Source organism: Ensifer aridi (assembly GCF_002078505.1).
Lineage (GTDB): Bacteria > Pseudomonadota > Alphaproteobacteria > Rhizobiales > Rhizobiaceae > Sinorhizobium > Sinorhizobium aridi.
In genome coordinates this window covers 113,554-132,267 of the sequence record NZ_LUAV01000018.1, presented here as the reverse complement: position 1 = coordinate 132,267, position 18,714 = coordinate 113,554, and the positions used below count along the sequence as shown (strand labels likewise).

The 18,714-nt window shown below is 60.7% G+C and carries 18 protein-coding genes and 3 pseudogenes; 14 read left to right on the top strand and 7 right to left on the bottom strand.

Going from position 1 to position 18,714, the window contains the following annotated elements:
- Positions 1–216: 216 nt before the first annotated feature.
- Both AYK65_RS17780 and AYK65_RS17775 read right to left on the bottom strand, forming a co-directional pair.
- Entirely contained in the window at positions 217–1,098 is an 882-nt protein-coding gene (locus AYK65_RS17780; RefSeq protein WP_244559999.1) for a helix-turn-helix domain-containing protein, read from the bottom strand.
- A 765-nt stretch (positions 1,099–1,863) separates the two neighbouring features.
- Positions 1,864–2,737, bottom strand: a pseudogene (locus AYK65_RS17775) (MBL fold metallo-hydrolase).
- 187 nt (positions 2,738–2,924) lie between these two features.
- Here AYK65_RS17775 and AYK65_RS17770 point away from each other — a divergent pair.
- The 5 genes and pseudogenes from AYK65_RS17770 to AYK65_RS17755 all read left to right on the top strand — a co-directional run bounded on the left by AYK65_RS17770 (position 2,925) and on the right by AYK65_RS17755 (position 4,706).
- Positions 2,925–3,221, top strand: a complete 297-nt coding sequence (locus AYK65_RS17770; RefSeq protein WP_026613664.1) for a hypothetical protein — start codon at positions 2,925–2,927, stop codon at positions 3,219–3,221.
- Between the two features lie 159 nt (positions 3,222–3,380).
- The gene (locus tag AYK65_RS32420) at positions 3,381–3,545 is read left to right on the top strand and encodes a hypothetical protein (RefSeq protein WP_167549655.1); all 165 of its coding nucleotides are present in this window, start codon (positions 3,381–3,383) and stop codon (positions 3,543–3,545) included.
- Positions 3,546–3,552: 7 nt separating this feature from the next.
- Positions 3,553–3,735, top strand: a pseudogene (locus tag AYK65_RS31785) (hypothetical protein); the annotation flags it as partial.
- Between the two features lie 295 nt (positions 3,736–4,030).
- Positions 4,031–4,390 carry an SPW repeat protein gene (locus AYK65_RS17760; protein ID WP_081159207.1) on the top strand — a complete coding sequence of 120 codons (360 nt, stop codon included), beginning with the start codon at positions 4,031–4,033 and terminating at the stop codon, positions 4,388–4,390.
- Positions 4,391–4,481: 91 nt separating this feature from the next.
- Entirely contained in the window at positions 4,482–4,706 is a 225-nt protein-coding gene (locus AYK65_RS17755; protein ID WP_139015668.1) for a hypothetical protein, read from the top strand.
- An 11-nt stretch (positions 4,707–4,717) separates the two neighbouring features.
- On the opposite strand, the gene AYK65_RS17750 is transcribed toward AYK65_RS17755, so the two are convergent.
- Together AYK65_RS17750 and AYK65_RS17745 are read right to left on the bottom strand one after the other, a co-directional pair.
- Positions 4,718–5,056 carry a chaperone modulator CbpM gene (locus AYK65_RS17750; RefSeq protein WP_081159203.1) on the bottom strand — a complete coding sequence of 113 codons (339 nt, stop codon included), beginning with the start codon at positions 5,054–5,056 and terminating at the stop codon, positions 4,718–4,720.
- Positions 5,053–5,970, bottom strand: coding sequence for a DnaJ C-terminal domain-containing protein (locus AYK65_RS17745; protein ID WP_081159201.1), 918 nt, complete (start codon positions 5,968–5,970; stop codon positions 5,053–5,055). Before AYK65_RS17745 ends, AYK65_RS17750 begins: the two co-directional genes overlap by 4 nt.
- Before the next feature lie 521 nt (positions 5,971–6,491).
- On the opposite strand from AYK65_RS17745, the gene AYK65_RS17740 reads away from it, so the two are divergent.
- The 5 genes and pseudogenes from AYK65_RS17740 to AYK65_RS17720 all read left to right on the top strand — a co-directional run.
- Positions 6,492–7,937: a DegQ family serine endoprotease gene (locus tag AYK65_RS17740; protein WP_244559998.1), complete on the top strand. Its 1,446-nt coding sequence runs from the start codon at positions 6,492–6,494 to the stop codon at positions 7,935–7,937.
- Between the two features lie 40 nt (positions 7,938–7,977).
- Positions 7,978–9,159, top strand: coding sequence for a COG1470 family protein (locus tag AYK65_RS17735; protein WP_244559997.1), 1,182 nt, complete (start codon positions 7,978–7,980; stop codon positions 9,157–9,159).
- Positions 9,156–10,094 (top strand): ABC transporter ATP-binding protein, encoded by a 939-nt coding sequence (locus AYK65_RS17730; protein ID WP_081159195.1) that lies wholly within the window; start codon positions 9,156–9,158, stop codon positions 10,092–10,094. Before AYK65_RS17735 ends, AYK65_RS17730 begins: the two co-directional genes overlap by 4 nt.
- A complete protein-coding gene (locus AYK65_RS17725; protein WP_081159193.1) occupies positions 10,084–11,037 on the top strand; it encodes an ABC transporter permease in 954 nt (317 codons plus the stop codon). The genes AYK65_RS17730 and AYK65_RS17725 overlap by 11 nt, the downstream gene beginning before the upstream one ends.
- A gap of 41 nt (positions 11,038–11,078) precedes the next feature.
- A pseudogene (locus tag AYK65_RS17720) lies at positions 11,079–11,402 on the top strand (NADH dehydrogenase ubiquinone Fe-S protein 4); the annotation flags it as partial.
- Between the two features lie 50 nt (positions 11,403–11,452).
- Here the strand turns inward: AYK65_RS17720 and AYK65_RS33025 are convergent.
- From AYK65_RS33025 to AYK65_RS17705, 3 genes are all read right to left on the bottom strand, one after another.
- Positions 11,453–11,908 (bottom strand): efflux RND transporter permease subunit, encoded by a 456-nt coding sequence (locus AYK65_RS33025; protein WP_081159191.1) that lies wholly within the window; start codon positions 11,906–11,908, stop codon positions 11,453–11,455.
- Complete coding sequence (locus AYK65_RS17710) at positions 11,905–13,053, bottom strand: efflux RND transporter periplasmic adaptor subunit (RefSeq protein WP_244560003.1); 1,149 nt, start codon at positions 13,051–13,053, stop codon at positions 11,905–11,907. Before AYK65_RS17710 ends, AYK65_RS33025 begins: the two co-directional genes overlap by 4 nt.
- A 170-nt stretch (positions 13,054–13,223) precedes the next feature.
- The gene (locus AYK65_RS17705; protein WP_081159187.1) at positions 13,224–13,493 is read right to left on the bottom strand and encodes a hypothetical protein; all 270 of its coding nucleotides are present in this window, start codon (positions 13,491–13,493) and stop codon (positions 13,224–13,226) included.
- Between the two features lie 374 nt (positions 13,494–13,867).
- On the opposite strand from AYK65_RS17705, the gene AYK65_RS17700 reads away from it, so the two are divergent.
- From AYK65_RS17700 to AYK65_RS33485, 4 genes are all read left to right on the top strand, one after another.
- The gene (locus AYK65_RS17700; RefSeq protein WP_046117103.1) at positions 13,868–14,587 is read left to right on the top strand and encodes a response regulator; all 720 of its coding nucleotides are present in this window, start codon (positions 13,868–13,870) and stop codon (positions 14,585–14,587) included.
- Positions 14,587–16,032: a HAMP domain-containing sensor histidine kinase gene (locus AYK65_RS17695; RefSeq protein ID WP_081159185.1), complete on the top strand. Its 1,446-nt coding sequence runs from the start codon at positions 14,587–14,589 to the stop codon at positions 16,030–16,032. Before AYK65_RS17700 ends, AYK65_RS17695 begins: the two co-directional genes overlap by 1 nt.
- A 997-nt stretch (positions 16,033–17,029) precedes the next feature.
- The gene (locus AYK65_RS17685) at positions 17,030–18,124 is read left to right on the top strand and encodes an aldo/keto reductase (protein WP_081159183.1); all 1,095 of its coding nucleotides are present in this window, start codon (positions 17,030–17,032) and stop codon (positions 18,122–18,124) included.
- Positions 18,125–18,232: 108 nt separating this feature from the next.
- Positions 18,233–18,667 (top strand): c-type cytochrome, encoded by a 435-nt coding sequence (locus AYK65_RS33485; RefSeq protein ID WP_338031398.1) that lies wholly within the window; start codon positions 18,233–18,235, stop codon positions 18,665–18,667.
- Positions 18,668–18,714 lie beyond the last annotated feature (47 nt).

The window sequence follows — 18,714 nt, the reverse complement described above, 5'->3', positions numbered from 1 at the left end:
GACGCGCAAACACCGGATGGTTCCATGCTTCATCCTAGTCACACGCCTGCAGGCAGCCGTATTTCAGAAAAATGCTCTGCCTATCAGAAGACTGCTGAAAAGGGGTATTCCCTCCAAAGCTGTAGCCTATTTATCACACTGATTTTATAGGGGAATTTCTTTAGAAGTTGCTTTATCAGCAATGCTTTGTCTGTCGGGTCTGGACCGCCGGAGGAGTTAGCGTCTCGTCCCTATCTCCGTCGGCGTTATATGCCGGTGTTTCCGCATTACGGCTGTAAGGTGGCTTTGGCTCGAGAAGCCGCTGAGATAGGCGACTTCGGCGATGGTCAGATTATTATCGCCCAGCAGTTTTTCCGCAAACGACAGCCGTAGGGTCAAGACATATTGGTGCGGCGGCTGCCCGAACTTCTTGGCGAAGGCTCGAATGAAATAGTACGGCGACAGGCCGGCTATCGCGGCAAGCTCCGCCACTGTTATTTTACGAGTAAAGTTCTCATGCAGGAATTCCTGGATCCTGCGAGCACTCACAGAAGAAAGACCGCCTTTCAGGTCCGCAGGTTGCTTGCGCGCCGTCGAGTAGCTTCTCAGCAGATGGATACCGAAGAGGGTGACGAGGGAGTCTACATAGATCTCGCTTGGGGCCTCCTGTTGGGTCAGCTCCATTTTCAACAGTTCGGCGAACCGCAGGGCTTTCAGGTCGACGGTTCCGAACGCTGGCGGCTGAAGTGCTACCGCGCCGAAACCCAGCTCACGCACGGCGAGATCGAGAAGGCTTTCCGACCTGATGACAACGACCAGGTCTTCTCGCGTGCTCGTCCATTCCGCCCTGCCCGAGACATGCGCGGGCTGAATGACGATTCCACCCACGGGGGCGTCGTATTCCTGCATCCTGTCGCTGCCGAGAGCAGCTCGGATCCCTTGCGCCGGCGCGAGCATCACGGCGGCAAAGTGATGCTCCGCCGTCAGCGTCTGCGATCCAGGCGCGCGGACGGCGTGAATCGCGCCGCCTCTGGCGGTTGCCAGTCGCGGCCCAGCGGACGCCGGAATGACATCAAGGATTTCAGGGTTCCCGCTTGCGACCGATTCGCTTTGCTGCACGTGTGGATCTCTAAGGGTTAAGGCGGAAACTCGGCGGATTGGCGATCCATTCCAAAGCTGTATTGCAATGGTTAGTGCGATGATCGGCCGAAACAATGCGACTTTAGCCGGGGACAACCAACAGCGCATTGAAGGCGATCGCGGCGTTCTTGGAGCCATCCGGTGGTTCGTCTCGTGTAGATTCCCGAAGGGGCGTTTCGGGAACCTGCAGGGGCCATCAGAAAATTGCTCTTTTCACCGTGTAGCAGGGACGGACGCCTCGCAAGATACGCAGCCTGGCTTTTCGAATCTTGGTTCAGCATGGCAATGATCAGCAAAGGCGACGGGTTACCTTTGATTGATAATTCCGCCGATACCGATCAAGCATGACAACAAATAGGATTCCAAATCCTTCATAAAGATAGTTTCGGCTGTACATGAAGCGAGTATTATATCCGCAAGACGCGAATATCGGACGCGACGGGCATTTAACGTGCCTTGAGGTCTGCCCCCCGACTGGCTTGATTGTCTCATGGCAACTGGCACCTCGTCTCCCAACCACGGCACCGAAGGCGGCGATATCCACCAGGCAACAGAAACGAACCTGCCGCTGCGGCGTGTATTCCCGCACCTTGAAGGCGCTGCGCCGCGCAGCCTGAACTCATCTCCTGCCGGGACCACCAAGGCGCTCCGGCAGGGAGGCGGGCGGTCGCACCGGTCGGGTCGATCGCTAAGAGACGAGTGAATGATCTAGAGCGGCCCAAGCCGGCTTCCTGTTTCTGAAACTCAGGGCTGACGATACTCACCGCCCTTTCGTTCGGCGGCGGGTTTCTCCACGTATTTCCCCCCCCTCAGGCACCGCGATATGATCGAAGTTGCTGGCGAGCTGATGCAGTGCATCGCGCATCTGTGCGCCCTGCATCGCCGGTCGTGGCCGGTGATCACCCTCTCGGGCTGAAGCGAGGCGAGCAGTTCGACCGAGCTGCGGGCATTCTCCAAGTTCGTCGTGTAGTCCATTGGCAGCCCATGCATCTCCGGCTCCTGCTCCGTCACGGCATAGGCGGACTCCTGCCGTGTCGTTATGAAGTCGCCCGCGATGATCGTCCGGTCCCCCTCTCTCCAAAGCGCTATGTGACCCGGTATATGGCCGGGCGTGTGAAGCCAACGCCAGCCAGGCATCTCCGGGACGCTGCCATCATCCGGCAGCGTGTGAAGCCAACGGCTCACATCCACGGGGCCACGTGGATAGAGCGGTGACAGGCCGCCGCCGACGGAGGGGTCCGGCGGAGGATAGGCGGCGCTGCCGTCGAGATGGCGTCATTCGAGCCTGTGCGCATAGACAGGAGACAGCCATCGTTCGCAAAGCTCTTCGAGAGCGCCGACGTGATCGAAACGTCCGTGCGTCATTACGATTGCGGCTGGTCGGATTTTGGTCCGAAGCGTTCCTCGGCGGCCCCGGTAATCAGGCCGGTCGTGCCCATCACGCCAGCATCGATCAGAACCCACTCGCGGTCGCCGGCACCCGCTCTCCCGAAGAAGACGACATTGACGATGCCAAGTCGCAGGCGACATTTGGACACACCAGCAGAGTGCCCTCGTCTCGTGCTGCGTTGCCCTGGTTGGCGCGACCGTGCGGATCGAGCGGTATTTGCTGGGCCATTTCCCTGCCTCGTTCCGCTGCTTGCGAGGTGCTGAACCATTGCCCGATGAGATTGGTTCCGAAGGGATGCGGGGAAACCTGCCGCTGAGTGCATTGCGCTCTTTACTGTCCGGCCAAAGCGACCGATCGGAACAAAAGTTCGCGGATAGCAATAAATAGACAGAAACGAAGCTCTTGGACAACCGCCATGAAAAACCTGACTACCATCCTGTGCACCGCGCTTCTCTTGAGCGGCTGCGAGGCCACGGCCGTGGGCTACTCGGCTGCCTATTCCGCCTATCTCGAGCCGATCCCGGGCAGCATCACCTATGGCGGCCAACCGCGGACGAGGCTCACAAAGGCTCCGGTCGGCAGCATTGTGCCACACCAGTTCAACGATCGGTTCGGCCGCCGGGTTTATGAGACTTACGTGATCGAACCGGATCGCTCGCTGCGGCTTGTAAGTCGGCGCTATCGACTGAGTCTCTTCGGCGAAGACGATTAATCGATCGTCCCGCCGTTGGAGTGCTTTCGCTGCCTCAAGCCACCCTGGGAGTTACCCGCCCGTGGCGGCCTGCCGCTTCGCCGCCTGCACGTGGAACGCTTTTCTTTGCGGAAGCATTCTTTGGGGAGGCGGATAGCGGATGCAAAACAGGAGGCCACCGTGGCAGACAAGATACGCAAACAGAGCGAAGACGAGCGGAGCCGCCCGTCGCCGGGAAAGAAGACGCAGAGAGAGCCCGTGCCGAAGGACCAGGTCGTGGCCGACCCTCATCCTGGCTCGGTTTCGGACGGTACTCATCCGGAGGCGAGTGAGGGAAAGCGGTGAAAGCGACGTCAAATCCTTCAACATGACCAATCCGGACAGCCTGATCGTCGGCCAGACCTTCCCGATCAAGAACCGCGACGTCATCTACGCCTCCCGCCATCCTTCGGTCGATTTGGCGAAGTTCCTCGATTTCGTCGCCCGGCCGATCGGTATGCGAGTTCGGCGTAAGCATTGCGAACAGTGCTACTGACTAGGCGTGACACACTCGATCCCGACCAATCTGCCTAAGTTTTCTTTGCTCGAATGCAGCCGGGTCGACCCTTGCTGCTTGCCATTCAGCGGCGTGTGTGCGCCTCCAATTCCAGTCGTGCCGTCGAAGACTGAATCGCCTCGACAGGCTCAACCCGACAAGCGGGCTCCGACGCGAGCTTGCTTCTCAGCGGACCAACCGAGCCATATTGAATGCAAGTTAGCGCAACTTATCTAATTTCTACGCCTGCTGAAGTGGGCGTAAATTCGTTCAACTTTCGTCCGTGGAGGTTGTGATGGCAATGCTGATGGAAAGGAAAAAACCGCAGGACTGGATGAACCTCGTCCTTGCCGTCGCCCTTTTCGTCTCGCCGTGGGTCATGGGCTTCGCTGGTGAGTTCATGGCCGCCTGGAACGCGTGGATCGTTGGCGTGGTCATAGGTGCTTTGGCGCTCGCCACTTTGACCGCGTTCTCGGAATGGGAGGAATGGGCGAATATGCTAATCGGCATCTGGCTGCTCGTTTCTCCCTGGCTGCTCAACTTCGCCGCGAACGTGAACGCCATGTGGACACACGTGGTCCTCGGCCTGCTCGTCGCGGCGATATCGGCTTGGGCGCTGTGGGACGAACGGCAGAACCCCCATGCCCGTGCCTAGTAGGCCCGGCCCTCATGCCCGCCGCCTTGGCGGCGGGCCTCTCCTGGCCGACCAGGGTGTCCTACTCAAAGAAGGAATGGTGGAGTCGAACATGACGCAATGGGCACAACATTCGTTGGCGGTCGCAGGCGAGCCCCGCGAGAGCGTGGGCAACGAAATGATCTCCGTTCCGATCGAATTCGACGAGACTATCGACCCAGTTCTCCTGGCCGGGCTCGAGTCGTTCCCGGCAAGTGATCCGCCTTCGTGGCTCGGCACCACGGCCGGGGCACCCGTCACCTTGCCGGTTGGTGGAGGCGGATCCGGTGAAGGATAGTGCCACCTGCACTATCCTTGTCGCCTCACTATCACCGAAAGGGCCTGCCTGACATGCTGACGAACCTCGTCTGGCTGGTCCCGGAGCGCATCGGCGACCGTTCTAAGCTCACGTCTCAACGCGTAGAGCTGATCCAGCAGCGCCAGGATGATCGGCACGGCGTCGTCATTGACGTTCATGTCGTCCCGCAGCTCACAAACCAGACGCATTCGCGCGATGTCGACATCGTCGAACAATAGCCTGCTCTCTACTCGCGACGGCACGATCCAGCCGCGACGCACCCACTGGCGCAACTGTCTCGCCGTGACCGTGCGGAAGAGTTCGAGAACCTGGCCCTCATTCAGTCTCATGAGACCCTCCTTAGCGCTTCCCGCGGATCATAGGGATGTGCCCGGCGCCAGGTTTCGATGAGAGCTTGCAAGTCAGGATCGACCCGTTCCGGCAAGACCACTTGCAGCTTCACGCGCTGATCGCCGGCGGCGCCCTGTCCAGACTTCAGGCCCTTACCCCTGAGACGCAGGACATCCCCGGTGTTCGACCCCTTCGGCACGGTCATAGACACCCGCCCGGAAATCGTCGGTACTTCGATCTTTGCGCCAAGCACTGCTTCGTACAGCGTGATCGGCAGATCGACCTCGATATCGTCGCCCTTACGCTGGAAAACCGGATGAGGACGGACTCTGATCTCGATCAGGGCATCTCCACGCGCACCGCCGCCAAAACCCGGCGCTCCCTTTCCCTTGAGCCGCAGCGTGCTGCCGTCGCGCGTGCCAGGCGGGATGGCCAGGTCGATCGTGTTTCCGTCGGGAAGGGTGATGCGTCGTCGCGCGCCGTTGGCCGCATCGAGAAACTCGACCTCCAACTGATAGTGGAGGTCCTGCCCCACCGTTCGGAAACGACCCCCTCCCCCGCGCTGGCCGAAGAGGTCGGAGAAGATGTCGGACAGATCCTCGAATTCGCCCGCTCCGCCCGCCGATGTATACCGGCCCGCCTGGTCCGTATCGGCGTAGTTTCTGTAGAAACGCTGCTGGGGTCGCTCCGCCCCGGAAGCATCGATCTCGCCGCGGTCAAAACGGGCTCGCTGGTCCGGATCGTTCAGCAGATGATAGGCTGCGGAAAGGGCCTTGAATTTGGCCTCCACCTGTTTGTCGCCTGGGTGCAGGTCGGGATGCAGTTCCTTTGCACGCTTGCGGTAGGCCTTTCGGATATCGCTCTGCGTGGCAGTACGCGGAACGCCGAGAATCTGATACGGATCTTCACTCACCTCATCACTCCGCCCAGTTAGCCTGTGCTTCGACGACTCTCGCATTGGCACATGGCTGCGTCGAATTACGCCTTCAGTCCAGCTCCCTCACGCCCAAGCTGGCATGTTCAGCATGCCCTCTACATAGGAGCTCTGTTCAATATGGCCGTTGTGGCCCCGTTTGCCAGCAGCCTCGCCGCCGCCTCAGCGGAATTCAGAAAAAGGGGAAGGCGGCAACGCGGCGGGATCGGTCGTCCGGGCATCGCGGCAAGAAACAGGAAAGCCGTTGTGCGGGCGCCATCGCGCTGGGGACGCATACTGCCCTTCGAGCTGCGCGACCCCGACAAAATATGGGACGAAGGACCTTGCATGCGCGCCCTCCTGCAGAATGCGGCAAAAAATTGCCGCGCGTCTTGAAATGAAAAAAACGAACAACCAGATCGATTGGCGGAGGGTCCGAGAGGGCCGTACCGGCGCCCCGAACCGCTTCGGGAGAGGCGCGAAGACCCATAGAGATCGTGTTTGCCGACGAGGAGAACGACATGTCGTTTTACTCCCGCGTGATCACTGCATCTAAGCGAAAGACGCCTGCCGAGGCGAACGGCAGTCGTTCGAGCCATCGTCCCCCTTGGGCTTTGGAGCAGGCGGGAAACGCGAGGCGTGCTCGGCACGCGGTGCCCGTTCTTGGCTTTCTTGCTTTGGTTCTTCTTACAGCCCAGCCGGCGTTGCCGGTCGAACCGGTTGCCTCATCCCCTGTGCAACAATCTCTCGCGGATGTGCTGGAGAAGATCACGCCTGCAGTCGTCAACATCGCAGTGAGGTCCCAGGCGTCCGCCGAAAACAACCCGCTCTATAACGACCCGTTCTTCCGCCGCTATTTCAACCTGCCGGAACAGCGCCAGCGGCTGAGCGCCGGATCCGGCGTGATCGTCGATGCGGGCAACGGTTATATCCTTACCAATCATCACGTCGTCGACAACGCCGGCGAGATCGCTGTGACGCTCAAGGACCGCCGCCGCTTCACCGCTCAACTGGTCGGAAGCGACGAAGCGACAGATATCGCGCTGCTCAAGATCGAGGCGGAAAATCTGACGGCGCTCTCCCTTGGCGATTCCGATCGCCTGCGGGTTGGCGACTCCGTCGTGGCGATCGGTAACCCGTTCGGCCTCGGACAGACCGTGACCTCCGGCATCGTCAGCGCGCTCGGGCGCAGCGGCATCAATGTCGAAGGCTATGAAGACTTCATTCAGACCGACGCCTCGATCAATCCCGGCAATTCCGGCGGCGCGCTGGTCACGACGGATGGCCGGCTGGTGGGCATCAATACCGCGATCATCGCGCCAGCCGGCGGCAATGTCGGCATCGGCTTTGCCGTTCCGATTTCCATGGCGTCGGCGGTGATGAAGCAACTCATCGAGCACGGCGAAGTGCGGCGCGGACGGATCGGAGTCGCGATCCAGGACCTGACGCCAGACCTCGCCGAAGCGCTCGGCATTAGCGAGACCTATGGGGCGGTGGTCGGAAGCGTCGAAAGCGATTCGCCAGCGGCTCGGGCGAACCTCCAGGCCGGCGATGTCATCGTCGCCGTTGACAAGCATCCGATCTCCGGCTCGGCCGATCTGCGCAATCGCATCGGCCTTGCCCCGGTCGGCTCCGACGTCGAGATCGAGTTTCTGCGCGACGGGAGCCGTAAGGCGGCAAGGCTGCGTGTCGAGCCGGAAGGCGCGAACGAAGGGACGGAAGCCATGCCGCGCGCCCTCGAAGGCGCACATTTTCAGGATGCCGCGGACAACGTCGTGGTCGCGAGCGTCGATGAAGGCAGTGCGGCGGCGCGAGCCGGGTTGCAGGCTGGAGACGTCATTGTGGCCGTAAACCGACGGCCGGTGAACTCTGCTGCCGAGCTCGCATCCGCCTTGAAAGAGGTTAGCGGAACGATTGCGCTGGACCTCTATAGAGACGGCATGAGGCTGTTCCTCGTGGTTCGATAGAGGTGCGGCGTGATTATGTTGAACTTCAATGGAGAAGGAGATGAAGAGAACTGCGCCCTGGCTCACTGCAATCGTACTGGTCCTGGGAGCGATATTTGCCTACCCCGCCGCCGTTTCGGCTCAAGAGCCACGAACAGCTGAACTCACCGGCTTCTGGTTGACGACGCCGCATCCCGAACTGGCCATCCGCCCCGGCGAAACTCAGTCGATTGCGCTCACTTTACGCAACTCCAACCTGCCGCCGCAACGCGCGTCCCTGGAGATCACGGGCGTGCCCGACAAATGGCGATGGTCGCTTAAGGGCGGCGGCCGCGATGTCGGAGCCGTGATCGTTGGGCCCGATGCTTCTGAGAATCTCAATCTCGAGCTCACGCCGCCTGAAGGCGCCAGGGGCGACCGCATTCCGATCAAAATCAGGGCACGCTATGGGAATGAGGTGGCCGAACTGCCGCTTCTCGTCTCATTGTCCGATAAACCGGAGGCTGGGCTGGAACTGAAATCCGAACTGCCAGCGCTGAGGGGCACGGCAAGTTCGACGTTCAGTTTCAAGGTGGACGTGAAGAACGATGGAGAGGAGAGCCTCTTCAACCTCGCGGCAAACGTCCCGGAGGGCTTCCAGACCCGCTTCAAACGCGGCTACGGTTCTGAGGAAATCACCGGGCTCCCGATCGAAGCTGGTGCGAGTGAGACCGTGACGCTGGAAGTCACGCCGCCTCGATCCGCCGCAGCCGGCCGCTATCCGGTGGTGATGGAGGTCTCGGGAGGTGGCGCGAGTGCTGCGACGGAGCTCAGCATCGAGGTGACGGGTCAGCCGGAGGTTTCACTGACAGGTCCCCAGGAGCGCCTCTCCGGTCAAGCCGTCGCGGGCAAGGAGTCGAGCTTCCCCTTCACGCTTGCGAACACAGGCAGTGCGCCGGCGACCGACATCGAGCTCTCGGCGAGCCCGCCATCAGGCTGGAAGGTCGAGTTCGAGCCTGAGCGCATCGATGCGATCGCGCCCGATTCCACCAGCCGCGTGAATGTGAAGATTACGCCTTCGGAACGCGCCATCGCTGGCGATTACATGGTCAACGTGCGCGCCAGCAGCGGTCCCGTTTCGGAGTCAGCCGAGTTCCGGGTCACCGTTGAGGCCTCGACCGCCTGGGGCATGGCCGGAATTGGCGTCATTGCGGCGGCAGCCCTTGTCCTCGGCATGGCGGTGATGAGGTATGGCCGGCGATGAGCAATAGAGCCATTGACGCAAAGGGGCTGGTCAAGCGGTATGGCTCGACGATTGCCGTCGCAGGTGTCGATCTTGCCGTCAACGCCGGCGAAGTCGTCGGCCTGCTCGGACCGAACGGTGCAGGCAAGACGACGACCATCCTGATGCTGCTGGGCCTTACCGAACCGAGCGAGGGCAGCGTACGCATCCTCGGCAAGGATCCCCTGCGCCAACCGCTCGAGGTGAAGCAGGAGGTGGGATACCTGCCCGATGCGGTCGGCTTCTACGAAACGATGACCGGTCGCGAAAACCTTGCCTATACGGCCCGGCTCGCCGGCATACCGCAGGATTTGGCGCGGGAACGCATCGGGGCAGCGCTCGACAAGGTGCGATTGTCGGGGGTCGCGGACCGGCGGGTTGCCACTTACTCCCGCGGCATGCGCCAGCGCCTCGGACTTGCCGAGTTGCTGATGCGCAATTGCAGGGTTGCCATTCTCGACGAACCGACGTCGGGTCTCGATCCCCAGTCGACCCAGGAGCTGCTGGCTCTGATCCAGTCTCTGAGCCAGCACGGCATGACCATTCTGTTGGCGTCGCACATGCTTAATGTCGTGCAATCCATTTGCCACCGCGTCGCCTTGTTCAACAAGGGCAGGATCGGCTTCATCGGCACGATCGAGGAACTTGCGGACAGAATTGGCGGCGGGGCATTCGTTATCGATGTCGAAGCCGAGGGCGTCGACTTGTCCACTTTGAGCGCGAGGACCGACGGGGTGAAATCCGTTGTGCCCGGACGACGTGGTCATTGGCTGGTCGAGGCGAACCGGGATGTGCGGCCGGAGCTTGCGCGGCTCGTCGTCGAGGGCGGTGGCTCCCTGAGGAACCTGGATTTGCGTCGCGCCCAGCTCCACCAGGCCTATAACCGGTATTTTGCGGAGGTTGGCCATGACGCGTAAGGGCTCGCCGTTCAAGGGAGCGATGACCATCGCAATGAAGGAAGCCGCCGATCACATGACCAGTGCGCGCATGCACCTGATCATGCTGCTTGTCATGCTCTCGGCCACGGGCGCGGTCTACGGCGCCATCGGGCGGATCACCGAAACGACGGCGGAGGATCCGTTCCTGTTCCTGAAGCTCCTGACGATCGCCCGAGAACCGCTTCCATCTTTCGCCGCCTTGCTGGGATTCCTACTGCCGCTCGTGGCGATCGCATTGGGCTTCGACGCTGTTAACGGCGAATATGCGCGCCGTACGATGAGCCGCCTCCTAGCTCAACCGATCTATCGCGACGCCGTGCTGTTCGGAAAGTTCCTGGGCGCGATGATCGTCCTTGCCGTCGCGTTGCTGACATTGTGGCTATTGATGACGGGGCTCGGGATTCTCTTCCTCGGGCTGCCGCCATCGGCTGCCGATGTCGTGCGCGGCCTCGCCTATATGGCTGCCACGCTTGCCTATGCCGGCGTTTGGCTGGCGCTCGCGATTGCCTTTTCTACCATGATCCGCTCTCCCGCGACTTCGGCGCTCGCGGCGCTGTCGGTCTGGCTGGTTCTAACGGTGTTCTGGGGGATGATCGCGCCCCTCGTCGCGGGTGCCGTCGCGCCGATCGATCCGCTCGACCCGATGACGATGGTGACGCAGTACGAGACGCAGCAGGCAATCGCTCGACTGTCTCCACAAAGGCTCTACGGCGAGGTTGCGGCGATACTGCTCGATCCGGCTGCCCGATCGATCAGCCCCTTGTTCTTCGATCAGCTTCAAGGCGCGATCGTAGGCGCACCGCTGCCTACCTTGCAGAGCCTCCTGGTCGTCTGGCCGCAGCTCTCCGGTATGGTGGCAGCGATGATCCTGCTGTTCACACTCGCCTACGTTGCTTTTCAACGTCAGGAGGTCCGGGCGTAGTATTCATGGAGCACACCGCCGTGTATGCAACGCGTGCGACGATGCGAGGCTCGCCGCCTGAAAAAACAGCGGAGGGGCAAAGAACAACTTACGACCGCGCTCAGCCGCTTACAATGAGCGGTTCACTGTTTCCCGAGGATGCGGTTGCCCGCATATTTCGGCCGTCCCGCTCGGTCGCGACTTCCCACCCGGCGCACAAGGACTGGAAACTCGTCTTTGAGATGCGCAGCCCGCCTTTTATCGACCCGCTCCTGGGATATACCGGCGGCAAAGATACGCTTCAGCAGGTTGAACTGCGCTTTCCCACGCTGGACTCTGCGATCCAATATGCCGAACGTCAGGGTCTTCGCCACGTGATTCAGGCTGCGGGTCGCAAGGACAAGCGTGCCCGCTAGGCACGATGCGACACCATCGTTCAGCCCGCTCGACCTCCGATGCGGTAGAAACGCCGGCGCCTCCAGCAGGCGACAAAGCGCAGCGATCCGAATGCCGCCTGCACCTCTTGCGCGGCGACATCGATGTCCCGTTCGAGCTCGAATTGGATGATGATGTTGGTCTGGCCAAGGGCGCTCGTCGAGGTCATCTCTGTGACGCCGGGGATGCCCGTGAACGCGATCTCGAGGGGTGTGGCCACGGCTGACGCCATCGTCTCGGGGCTCGCGCCAGGGAAAGTGGTGCTAACCTGGATGGTCGGGAAGTCGGCCTGCGGCAGAGGCGCGACCGGTAGAGCGGGAAAAGCAAGGGCTCCCAGCAATGTCACCGCAATCGCCATCAAGACGCTAGCGACGGGTCTGCGAATGAACCAGGCCGACAGGCCTTGGGGCGGAGCACTAGGGGCGGCTGCGCCGTCGGACTGGGATCTGGAAGTCATCGCCCGGTCACCTCCGCGACACGCGCGAGCGCGGGGGCTGCCACGGGCGATACTTCAACTATTTCCGCCTTTGCTGAAGGCCCGAGCCGCGAGTAGCCGTCGGTCACGACAGCGTCGCCCGCTTGAATGCCGTCCCGAACAACGGCGATCTCATCGTTGCTGTAGGCTGTCGCCACACGAACTTGTTCGGCCACACCATCGCGAACGCGGAACACGAAATTGCCGTCAATGCCGAGCCGCACCGCCACCTTGGGGACAACCACGACTTGCTTTGACATACTCGTCTGGATCTCGAGGGAAACAAAGGCGCCGGGCGACAGTCGTTCGTCCTTGTTGTCGAAAACCGCCCTGACCCGAGCGGTGCCGGTCCCATCGCCAATGCGGTTGTCAAACGCGGCAAGTTTTCCCTTAATGCGGGTACCGCTTTCGCGGTCAATGATGGCGACGTCCCCGCCCCCTGTGAGCCGCGCGTGTTCCTTGAGTTGTGCCAGGATCTGCTGTGGAATGGTGAACACGACCGAGATCGGGTCCATCTGAACGATCGATGCAATTCCGTGGGCGTCTGCGGGTCGGACAAGGTTTCCGGGATCGACTTCGCGCAAGCCCGCACGCCCCGTGGTCGGTGAATAAATCTTCGTGAAGGATAGGTTCACCTCCGCACTCTCAACATTGGCTTCGTTGAGTGCGACGGTCGCCCGCAACTGTTCAACCTCTGCGGATCTCTGATCGACGGTTTGGACAGAGCTCACGTTCTGGCGCTGAAGTGCCTGGGCTCGCGCGAGCTCGCGTTCGGCGGCCGCAAGCAAGGCGCGGTCGCGCGCAAGCTGGGCTTTTGCTGCTGCCAGCGCGGCGCGATATGGCCGGTCGTCTATTGTCGCCAACAAGGCGCCGGCCCGGACAAGATCCCCCTCCTCGAAATTGACAGCGGTGAGCACACCCTCAACCTGACTGCGGATCAACATGTCGCTAAGAGAATCCACGGTTCCAACGACTTCGATCACGTGCGGAACATCAAGGACTGCCGCGCGGGCGACCTTCACCGGTGTCGGAGGTGGAGCAGCCGCAACCGTCTGCGTTTGGCTCGAAGCATTGTAGGCCGCGCCGGCACCAGCGGTGACCACGATGAACCCGCCGATCGAAAGCATGAGCCGCACACGCGACCTCTTTCGCGGCAGGCCCACGGCGGTTTTCTCAATCGGTCCCCTTGTCATTAAGGCCCCTTTCAGGAACTTCGCTCGTTCGTCCGGCTCAATAGGTTCTGCGTTCAATTCATGCGCAGAGCCTTGCGGGCGCCGAAGCGCCCGCAAGGGTGGGATCAGCGCGGGTTGATCCCATGATAATATTCGCCCTCGCCCCCTTTGAACGCTGGACGCGTCTCGCGTGCATTCGGGAACCCATAAGTGGAAGCTTTCGTCCCGATAGAGCCGGTTGCGCGGCGGTCTGTGACCTTCGCTGCAGCAGGCCCTTCGCGCTGAGCGTTCACGTCGACGCCGGCATAGTAGTCACCGGTCGCGAAGGCCGGTCCCACGCTCGCGAATGTAATGAGCGACGCAAGAGCAGTTACGATGCGATACTTGGTGTTCATGAGATTCTCCTTTGTCCGATTGCCACCGCGCCCCAACCGGGAGGCATTCGAGGCGCGATGGCGAGACGTCCAAAATTGATGCGGCTAATCGCATGGCTTCGGACGAGGGAGACCTTACGGATGAGATGTCGCAGGGTTATGCGATGTCGTGGGACGTTTCTTGGCAAATTGTAACAATGGAGAGATGCATCTACGGACATGGCCAGGCGGCCAAAGTCCATGTCAATCATGCTGCACCGCAAAAGGGCGTTCGCGGACGAGTGCTAGATGCGGTGCCAGAGTTTCGCAGTTGACACTCTTTGATACACTTTTTTGAGTGCGCATCCCCAGCGGGAAAGATATGTATTTCCGAGTTAACTCGGCAGATGTAAAAGATGCAGTCTACACCTCACATTGCTGTTGTGGATGATCATCGCGACATCCGCGACCTCGTCGGGAAATATCTGGCGCAACAGGGTTACCGCGTTTCTGTCGCGGAAAGCGGCGAGGCTCTTCGTCGGCTCTTGGAAAAGGGCGCACCGGACCTCGTGGTGCTTGATATCATGATGCCAGGTGAGGATGGCCTGACCGTGTGCCGCCAGCTGCGCACGACGACCGACCTGCCGGTTATCTTTCTGACTGCCATGGCGGATGGTACCGACCGTATTGTTGGGCTGGAGTTGGGCGCTGACGACTACCTGACAAAGCCGTTCAACCCGCGCGAGCTCCTGGCAAGGATCAGGGCAGTGCTTCGGCGCGTAAACAGCCTTCCTCCCCAGCGAAGCAGCATAAAAGCGAAGACAGTCCGCTTCGGCGTCTGGGAACTCGACACTGGCCGACGGGAGTTGCTCGGACGGGATGGTGTGAGCGTAGCCTTGAGCACGGCGGAGTTCCGGTTGCTCAAGGCGTTCCTGGAGCATCCAGGCATGGTGCTTAGCCGCGATCAGCTGCTGGACCTGACTGCTGGGAGGGCGGCAGATAGCTTTGATCGCAGTATCGACAATCAGGTCAGCAGGTTGCGTAAGAAGATCGAAAGTGACCCGAAAAACCCGTCTCTGATCAAGACCCACTGGGGCGGAGGATACAGCTTCATGGCGGAGGTAGAAGCCTACTGATGCGATGGTGGAGGAAAAGCCTTGCGGCTCAGTTCATCTGTTTCTTGTTGATGGCGCTAGTCGTCTCCCAAGCAATCAGTTTCCTGGTCTCCTGGGACGAACGCGACAAGGCGCTGCGTGCTGCATCGAAGGGCGAGTTTATCAGCCGCACAGCATCGTTGGCGAAGTTGCTCGAGTCCATTCCGCCGAGCTTCCATACCGATGTCTTGCGCGCCAGCGGAACGACTTATACGCGGTTCTGGCTAACGACGGACGATCCGATCGACGCAGCCGTCTGGCGAAAACAGGCAATTACTCGGCTGGCAGAACCGTTGCCGAACCTCCTGCCCGCCTATAGCAAACCCGAGCTGATCTCCGCGGCGCCGTCTACGGCGCCCTCTATCCCGGCTATTCACTTCTTCGACAAGGCCGTCGCCTCCGAAGGCTGGACGCAGCTTTCCTCGGAGATGTGGACCCTGCCGCGATTTGCCAAGTTTCTGCCGCTGGGCGAGTCCCATGGGATGGGAATTGCTGTGCAGCTTAGCAACGGCCAGTGGCTGAACTCGGTTTACCGAAAGACCATCGCGAGCGCTCTTTGGAACAGTCAGTCATTGATCTCGCTCGCGATCACTGCGGCAACGCTCGCTTTGATCGGCATTATGGTGGCGAATCGTATCGCAAGACCGATGCGCCGACTGGCCGGCGCAGCAGAGGCGCTTGGCAGAGGCCAATCGGTCGAGCCGCTGCCGGAAACCGGCCCAGATGACATCCGCAGGACGACCGAAGCCTTCAACCGGATGCAGGCGCGGCTGACCCGTTTCGTCGAGGATCGCACGCGCATGCTTGCGGCGATCAGCCATGATCTTCGAACGCCGCTCACCTCCTTGCGCCTTAGGGCGGAATTCGTGTCGGACCCTGACGTCCAACAACGAATGCTGGCGACGATCGAGGAAATTCAAACGATGACCGAAGCCGCGCTGGCATTCGCGCGCGAGGAAGCGGTCACCGAACCCACGCGAACGGTCAATCTCACAGCCCTGATTGAAAGTCTCTGCGACGACCTATCCGACCTTGGCCAAAATGTAGTCTTCCTTGATAGCCCCCAAATCACCTATCGCTGTCGCCCCGAAGGGCTTCGTCGCGCCACCCGCAACTTGATCGAAAATGCCGTGCGCTACGGCGGCGGGGCGCGCGTGTGGCTCAGCGAGAGACCCTCAGGCGTGCAGATCATCATAGAGGATGATGGACCAGGTATCCCGGAGGAGGATTTTGAGCGTGTCTTTGCGCCCTTCTTCCGCTTGGAAACCTCGCGCAACCGGGAAACCGGCGGAGTAGGGCTTGGCCTTTCGATCGCACGGGCGACCGTCCGTCACCACGGTGGCGATATTACCCTAGCTCGGCCGGAAAAGGGGCTGCGTGCCACAATCACGCTGCCTAAGTCGGTGCGCTCCGCAGAGGCAGCTTAAAGCGCGCGCTCGGCGCAAGACGGAAGCGGAGCCGGTTCTCCCCAGCCTAACTCGCTAAGGCGACGGTCCAGAAGGCCGCAACAATCGCCGAACCCGCTTCATGCGCTTCAAACCCTTCGTAGTCTCACGCGTGCTATCGTGGACCACTCTTGCCTCCGTCCGTGCGTCTCGCAGCCGGTTGGCGCTCGCAGCGCCTGGCACAAGCGACGCCGCCATGCTTCAAGATTCAGGCAGGCCCGATGCCTGCAAGATCGGGGAGGCCGGAATCGTGGAGTTTTACCGAAGATCCTGCTGCTCGGCGGTGCGGCGGTTTCTGGTCACATGAACGAGCTTTGTAGAGCCCCGAGGGATGCGTGTCTTTGCAGTTACCCAGCGGCCTCTGTGCATCGCCGCCTGGGACCGGCGCTTCCGGCATGCAGGCTGCTGTTCGCAAACCCATCGGTGGGCACGAGGACGATTCGGCAATCGTCATGGAGGCCGGGTTCAAAGGCTTTCGTCGCATAGGCCCTTTCGCCGAAACTAAGTTCTCTGGGGAGCAGTGCAACTGCTGTGGCAGCGGCGGCGCTCAATAGCATCCCTACGAGCAGATTGGTGCCAGGTCTTGCGGCAGCATCCCGGCGATCCCGCAGATAGGCCTCCTCTGCATCGGTGTAGCTAAACTTCATGTCTCTGGACCTCTCGTAGATGCGGTTTTGGCCTCGGCGAACCGTTCTTGCAGCCGCCCGTCGCAGGTCGCCGATCCGAACGGTTCTTGAGGACGCGTCGGCGCACGTTCTCCGTCCGCCACTGCCGTAATCTAAGGTAGGCCTGTCGCAAATTTATCCCAACCGCGCCCGGAATTGTATCCAATTGTCCTCAGCAACCTGTTTGACACAATTAAATAAAGTTTTGCCCATTTATGTACAAAATCCGGCATAGCTCAAATACAAGTGACGCTTATTCTCAAGTTTATCCAAGTTAATCACTGGGGCGCTAGGCTCAATACGGAGACCAGACTATGATCATTGAGGAAAAGGCTGCGCTCGGGCCGAGCCGACGCGACGTTATGAAGGCGATGAGCCTTGGCGTGGCGATGAGTACTGTGGCAGCCGGGTCGCTTATGAATTCCGCATCTGCCGCAGCCCAGACCGATACCGGTGCCAGTGCGCAGACGAGATCGCTGACGACAAGGACCCTCCCCCGCTCGGATACAGTGGTGCCCGCAATCGGCCTGGGTACCTTCATGACATTCGACCGGTTGCCTGGTGCCCGGCGTAACGACCTCAGCGACGTCATCCAAACATATTGGGATGGTGGCGCCCGGTTGATCGACACTTCGCCCCTCTACGGCACAGCCGAGCACACGGTCGGTGCCTTCGCAGCTGCTCTCGGAATTAGTGACGAGATCGTGCTTTCCAATAAGATATGGTCCACAGGAGAGTTTGCGGGTGACGAGAGTCACGCTCTAAGAAGCCTAGAGCAGTCCAAGAGCAGGCTCTGGCGAGACCAAATCGACATAATGCATTGCCACAGCCTCACCAATGTGGACAACGTCGTGAATATTCTACGGGCCTGGAAGAAAGAAGGGCACGTCCGCTTTATCGGCGTCACGCACCACGAAAATCTCTATCATGACGCACTGGCCTCCTGGATCGAGCGCGATGTTGTTGACTTCGTTCAAGTCAACTATTCGATATTCAACCGGCATGCCGAAACACGTGTGCTGCCGGCGGCGGCCGAGCGCGGAATTGGCGTACTCGTGAACATGCCGTTGGAAAAGGCACGGCTGCACAAGGTTATCGGCGACCGACCACTGCCGGACTTCGCCCAAGAGATCGGCGTGGAGAGCTGGTCCCAATTTTTTCTCAAGTGGGTCATCGCCAATCCGGCTGTCACGTGCGCGCTGCCTTCCACGTCCAATCCACAGCATGCGCGCGAAAATATCGCCGCTCTGACAGGTCCGCTCCCAGACGCGAAGATGCGCGAGCGCATGGTGCGTCACATGGACACCATCCCTGGCTTCAAGGATATCGCAGCGATGCCCTGGTATCCGGACAAGGCATACAACGGCACGATACGCCGCGCGCAGGCGACTCTGCGTGCACGTACATAACGATCACGGCCTTCCGCCGCTCCTGAGACATTTGGTTACAACTTTCCCGTACAACCGGCAAAGCTCTGCGACAAACCTCCATTACGGTCCTGTTCTCGAAAGCATCGCATGGGGTTGCCATCCACCTCCGTGTTGACGACCCAGGACCTCGGATTACCGATGACAAACAAGTTACTCGTATCAACCATCATTGTTGGTGCCGCTCTCTGTTCCGCCCAGAGTCAGGCACAGGAGCCATCAACTGCTGGAGGAGAGAGACTCTTCCGGAGCCGTTGTGGCTCGTGCCACAGCGTCAACATGGGCGAAAACCGGGTGGGCCCACATCTCGCTGGTATCCTGGGCCGCAAAGCAGGAAGCGTCGCGGGAGCACGCTATTCGAAGGCGCTCACTGCTTCCGGGTTTGCGTGGGACGAGGACCGGCTGCAGGCGTATCTAAACAACCCTCGCCAGGTCGTGCCTGGCACAACGATGAGTGTCAGTATCCGCGATGCGGCGCAACGCACGGCCATCATCGAGTATCTGCGCGATCGCTCCGGCGGGTAGCTCGCGGCAATGCGCCGACGAGGCCGCCGGACGTGAGCGCTGCGGGT

What these genes read in the sequence shown, in the direction of transcription:
- AYK65_RS17770 (WP_026613664.1), top strand. Translation starts at nt 2,925, where the DNA reads ATGAAAAACCTGACTACCATCCTGTGCACCGCGCTTCTCTTGAGCGGC.
- AYK65_RS17760 (WP_081159207.1), top strand. Translation starts at nt 4,031, where the DNA reads ATGGCAATGCTGATGGAAAGGAAAAAACCGCAGGACTGGATGAACCTC.
- AYK65_RS17755 (WP_139015668.1), top strand. Translation starts at nt 4,482, where the DNA reads ATGACGCAATGGGCACAACATTCGTTGGCGGTCGCAGGCGAGCCCCGC.
- AYK65_RS17750 (WP_081159203.1), bottom strand. Translation starts at nt 5,056, where the DNA reads ATGAGACTGAATGAGGGCCAGGTTCTCGAACTCTTCCGCACGGTCACG.
- AYK65_RS17740 (WP_244559998.1), top strand. Translation starts at nt 6,492, where the DNA reads ATGTCGTTTTACTCCCGCGTGATCACTGCATCTAAGCGAAAGACGCCT.
- AYK65_RS17735 (WP_244559997.1), top strand. Translation starts at nt 7,978, where the DNA reads ATGAAGAGAACTGCGCCCTGGCTCACTGCAATCGTACTGGTCCTGGGA.
- AYK65_RS17730 (WP_081159195.1), top strand. Translation starts at nt 9,156, where the DNA reads ATGAGCAATAGAGCCATTGACGCAAAGGGGCTGGTCAAGCGGTATGGC.
- AYK65_RS17725 (WP_081159193.1), top strand. Translation starts at nt 10,084, where the DNA reads ATGACGCGTAAGGGCTCGCCGTTCAAGGGAGCGATGACCATCGCAATG.
- AYK65_RS33025 (WP_081159191.1), bottom strand. Translation starts at nt 11,908, where the DNA reads ATGACTTCCAGATCCCAGTCCGACGGCGCAGCCGCCCCTAGTGCTCCG.
- AYK65_RS17710 (WP_244560003.1), bottom strand. Translation starts at nt 13,053, where the DNA reads ATGCTTTCGATCGGCGGGTTCATCGTGGTCACCGCTGGTGCCGGCGCG.
- AYK65_RS17705 (WP_081159187.1), bottom strand. Translation starts at nt 13,493, where the DNA reads ATGAACACCAAGTATCGCATCGTAACTGCTCTTGCGTCGCTCATTACA.
- AYK65_RS17700 (WP_046117103.1), top strand. Translation starts at nt 13,868, where the DNA reads ATGCAGTCTACACCTCACATTGCTGTTGTGGATGATCATCGCGACATC.
- AYK65_RS17695 (WP_081159185.1), top strand. Translation starts at nt 14,587, where the DNA reads ATGCGATGGTGGAGGAAAAGCCTTGCGGCTCAGTTCATCTGTTTCTTG.
- AYK65_RS17685 (WP_081159183.1), top strand. Translation starts at nt 17,030, where the DNA reads ATGATCATTGAGGAAAAGGCTGCGCTCGGGCCGAGCCGACGCGACGTT.
- AYK65_RS33485 (WP_338031398.1), top strand. Translation starts at nt 18,233, where the DNA reads ATGGGGTTGCCATCCACCTCCGTGTTGACGACCCAGGACCTCGGATTA.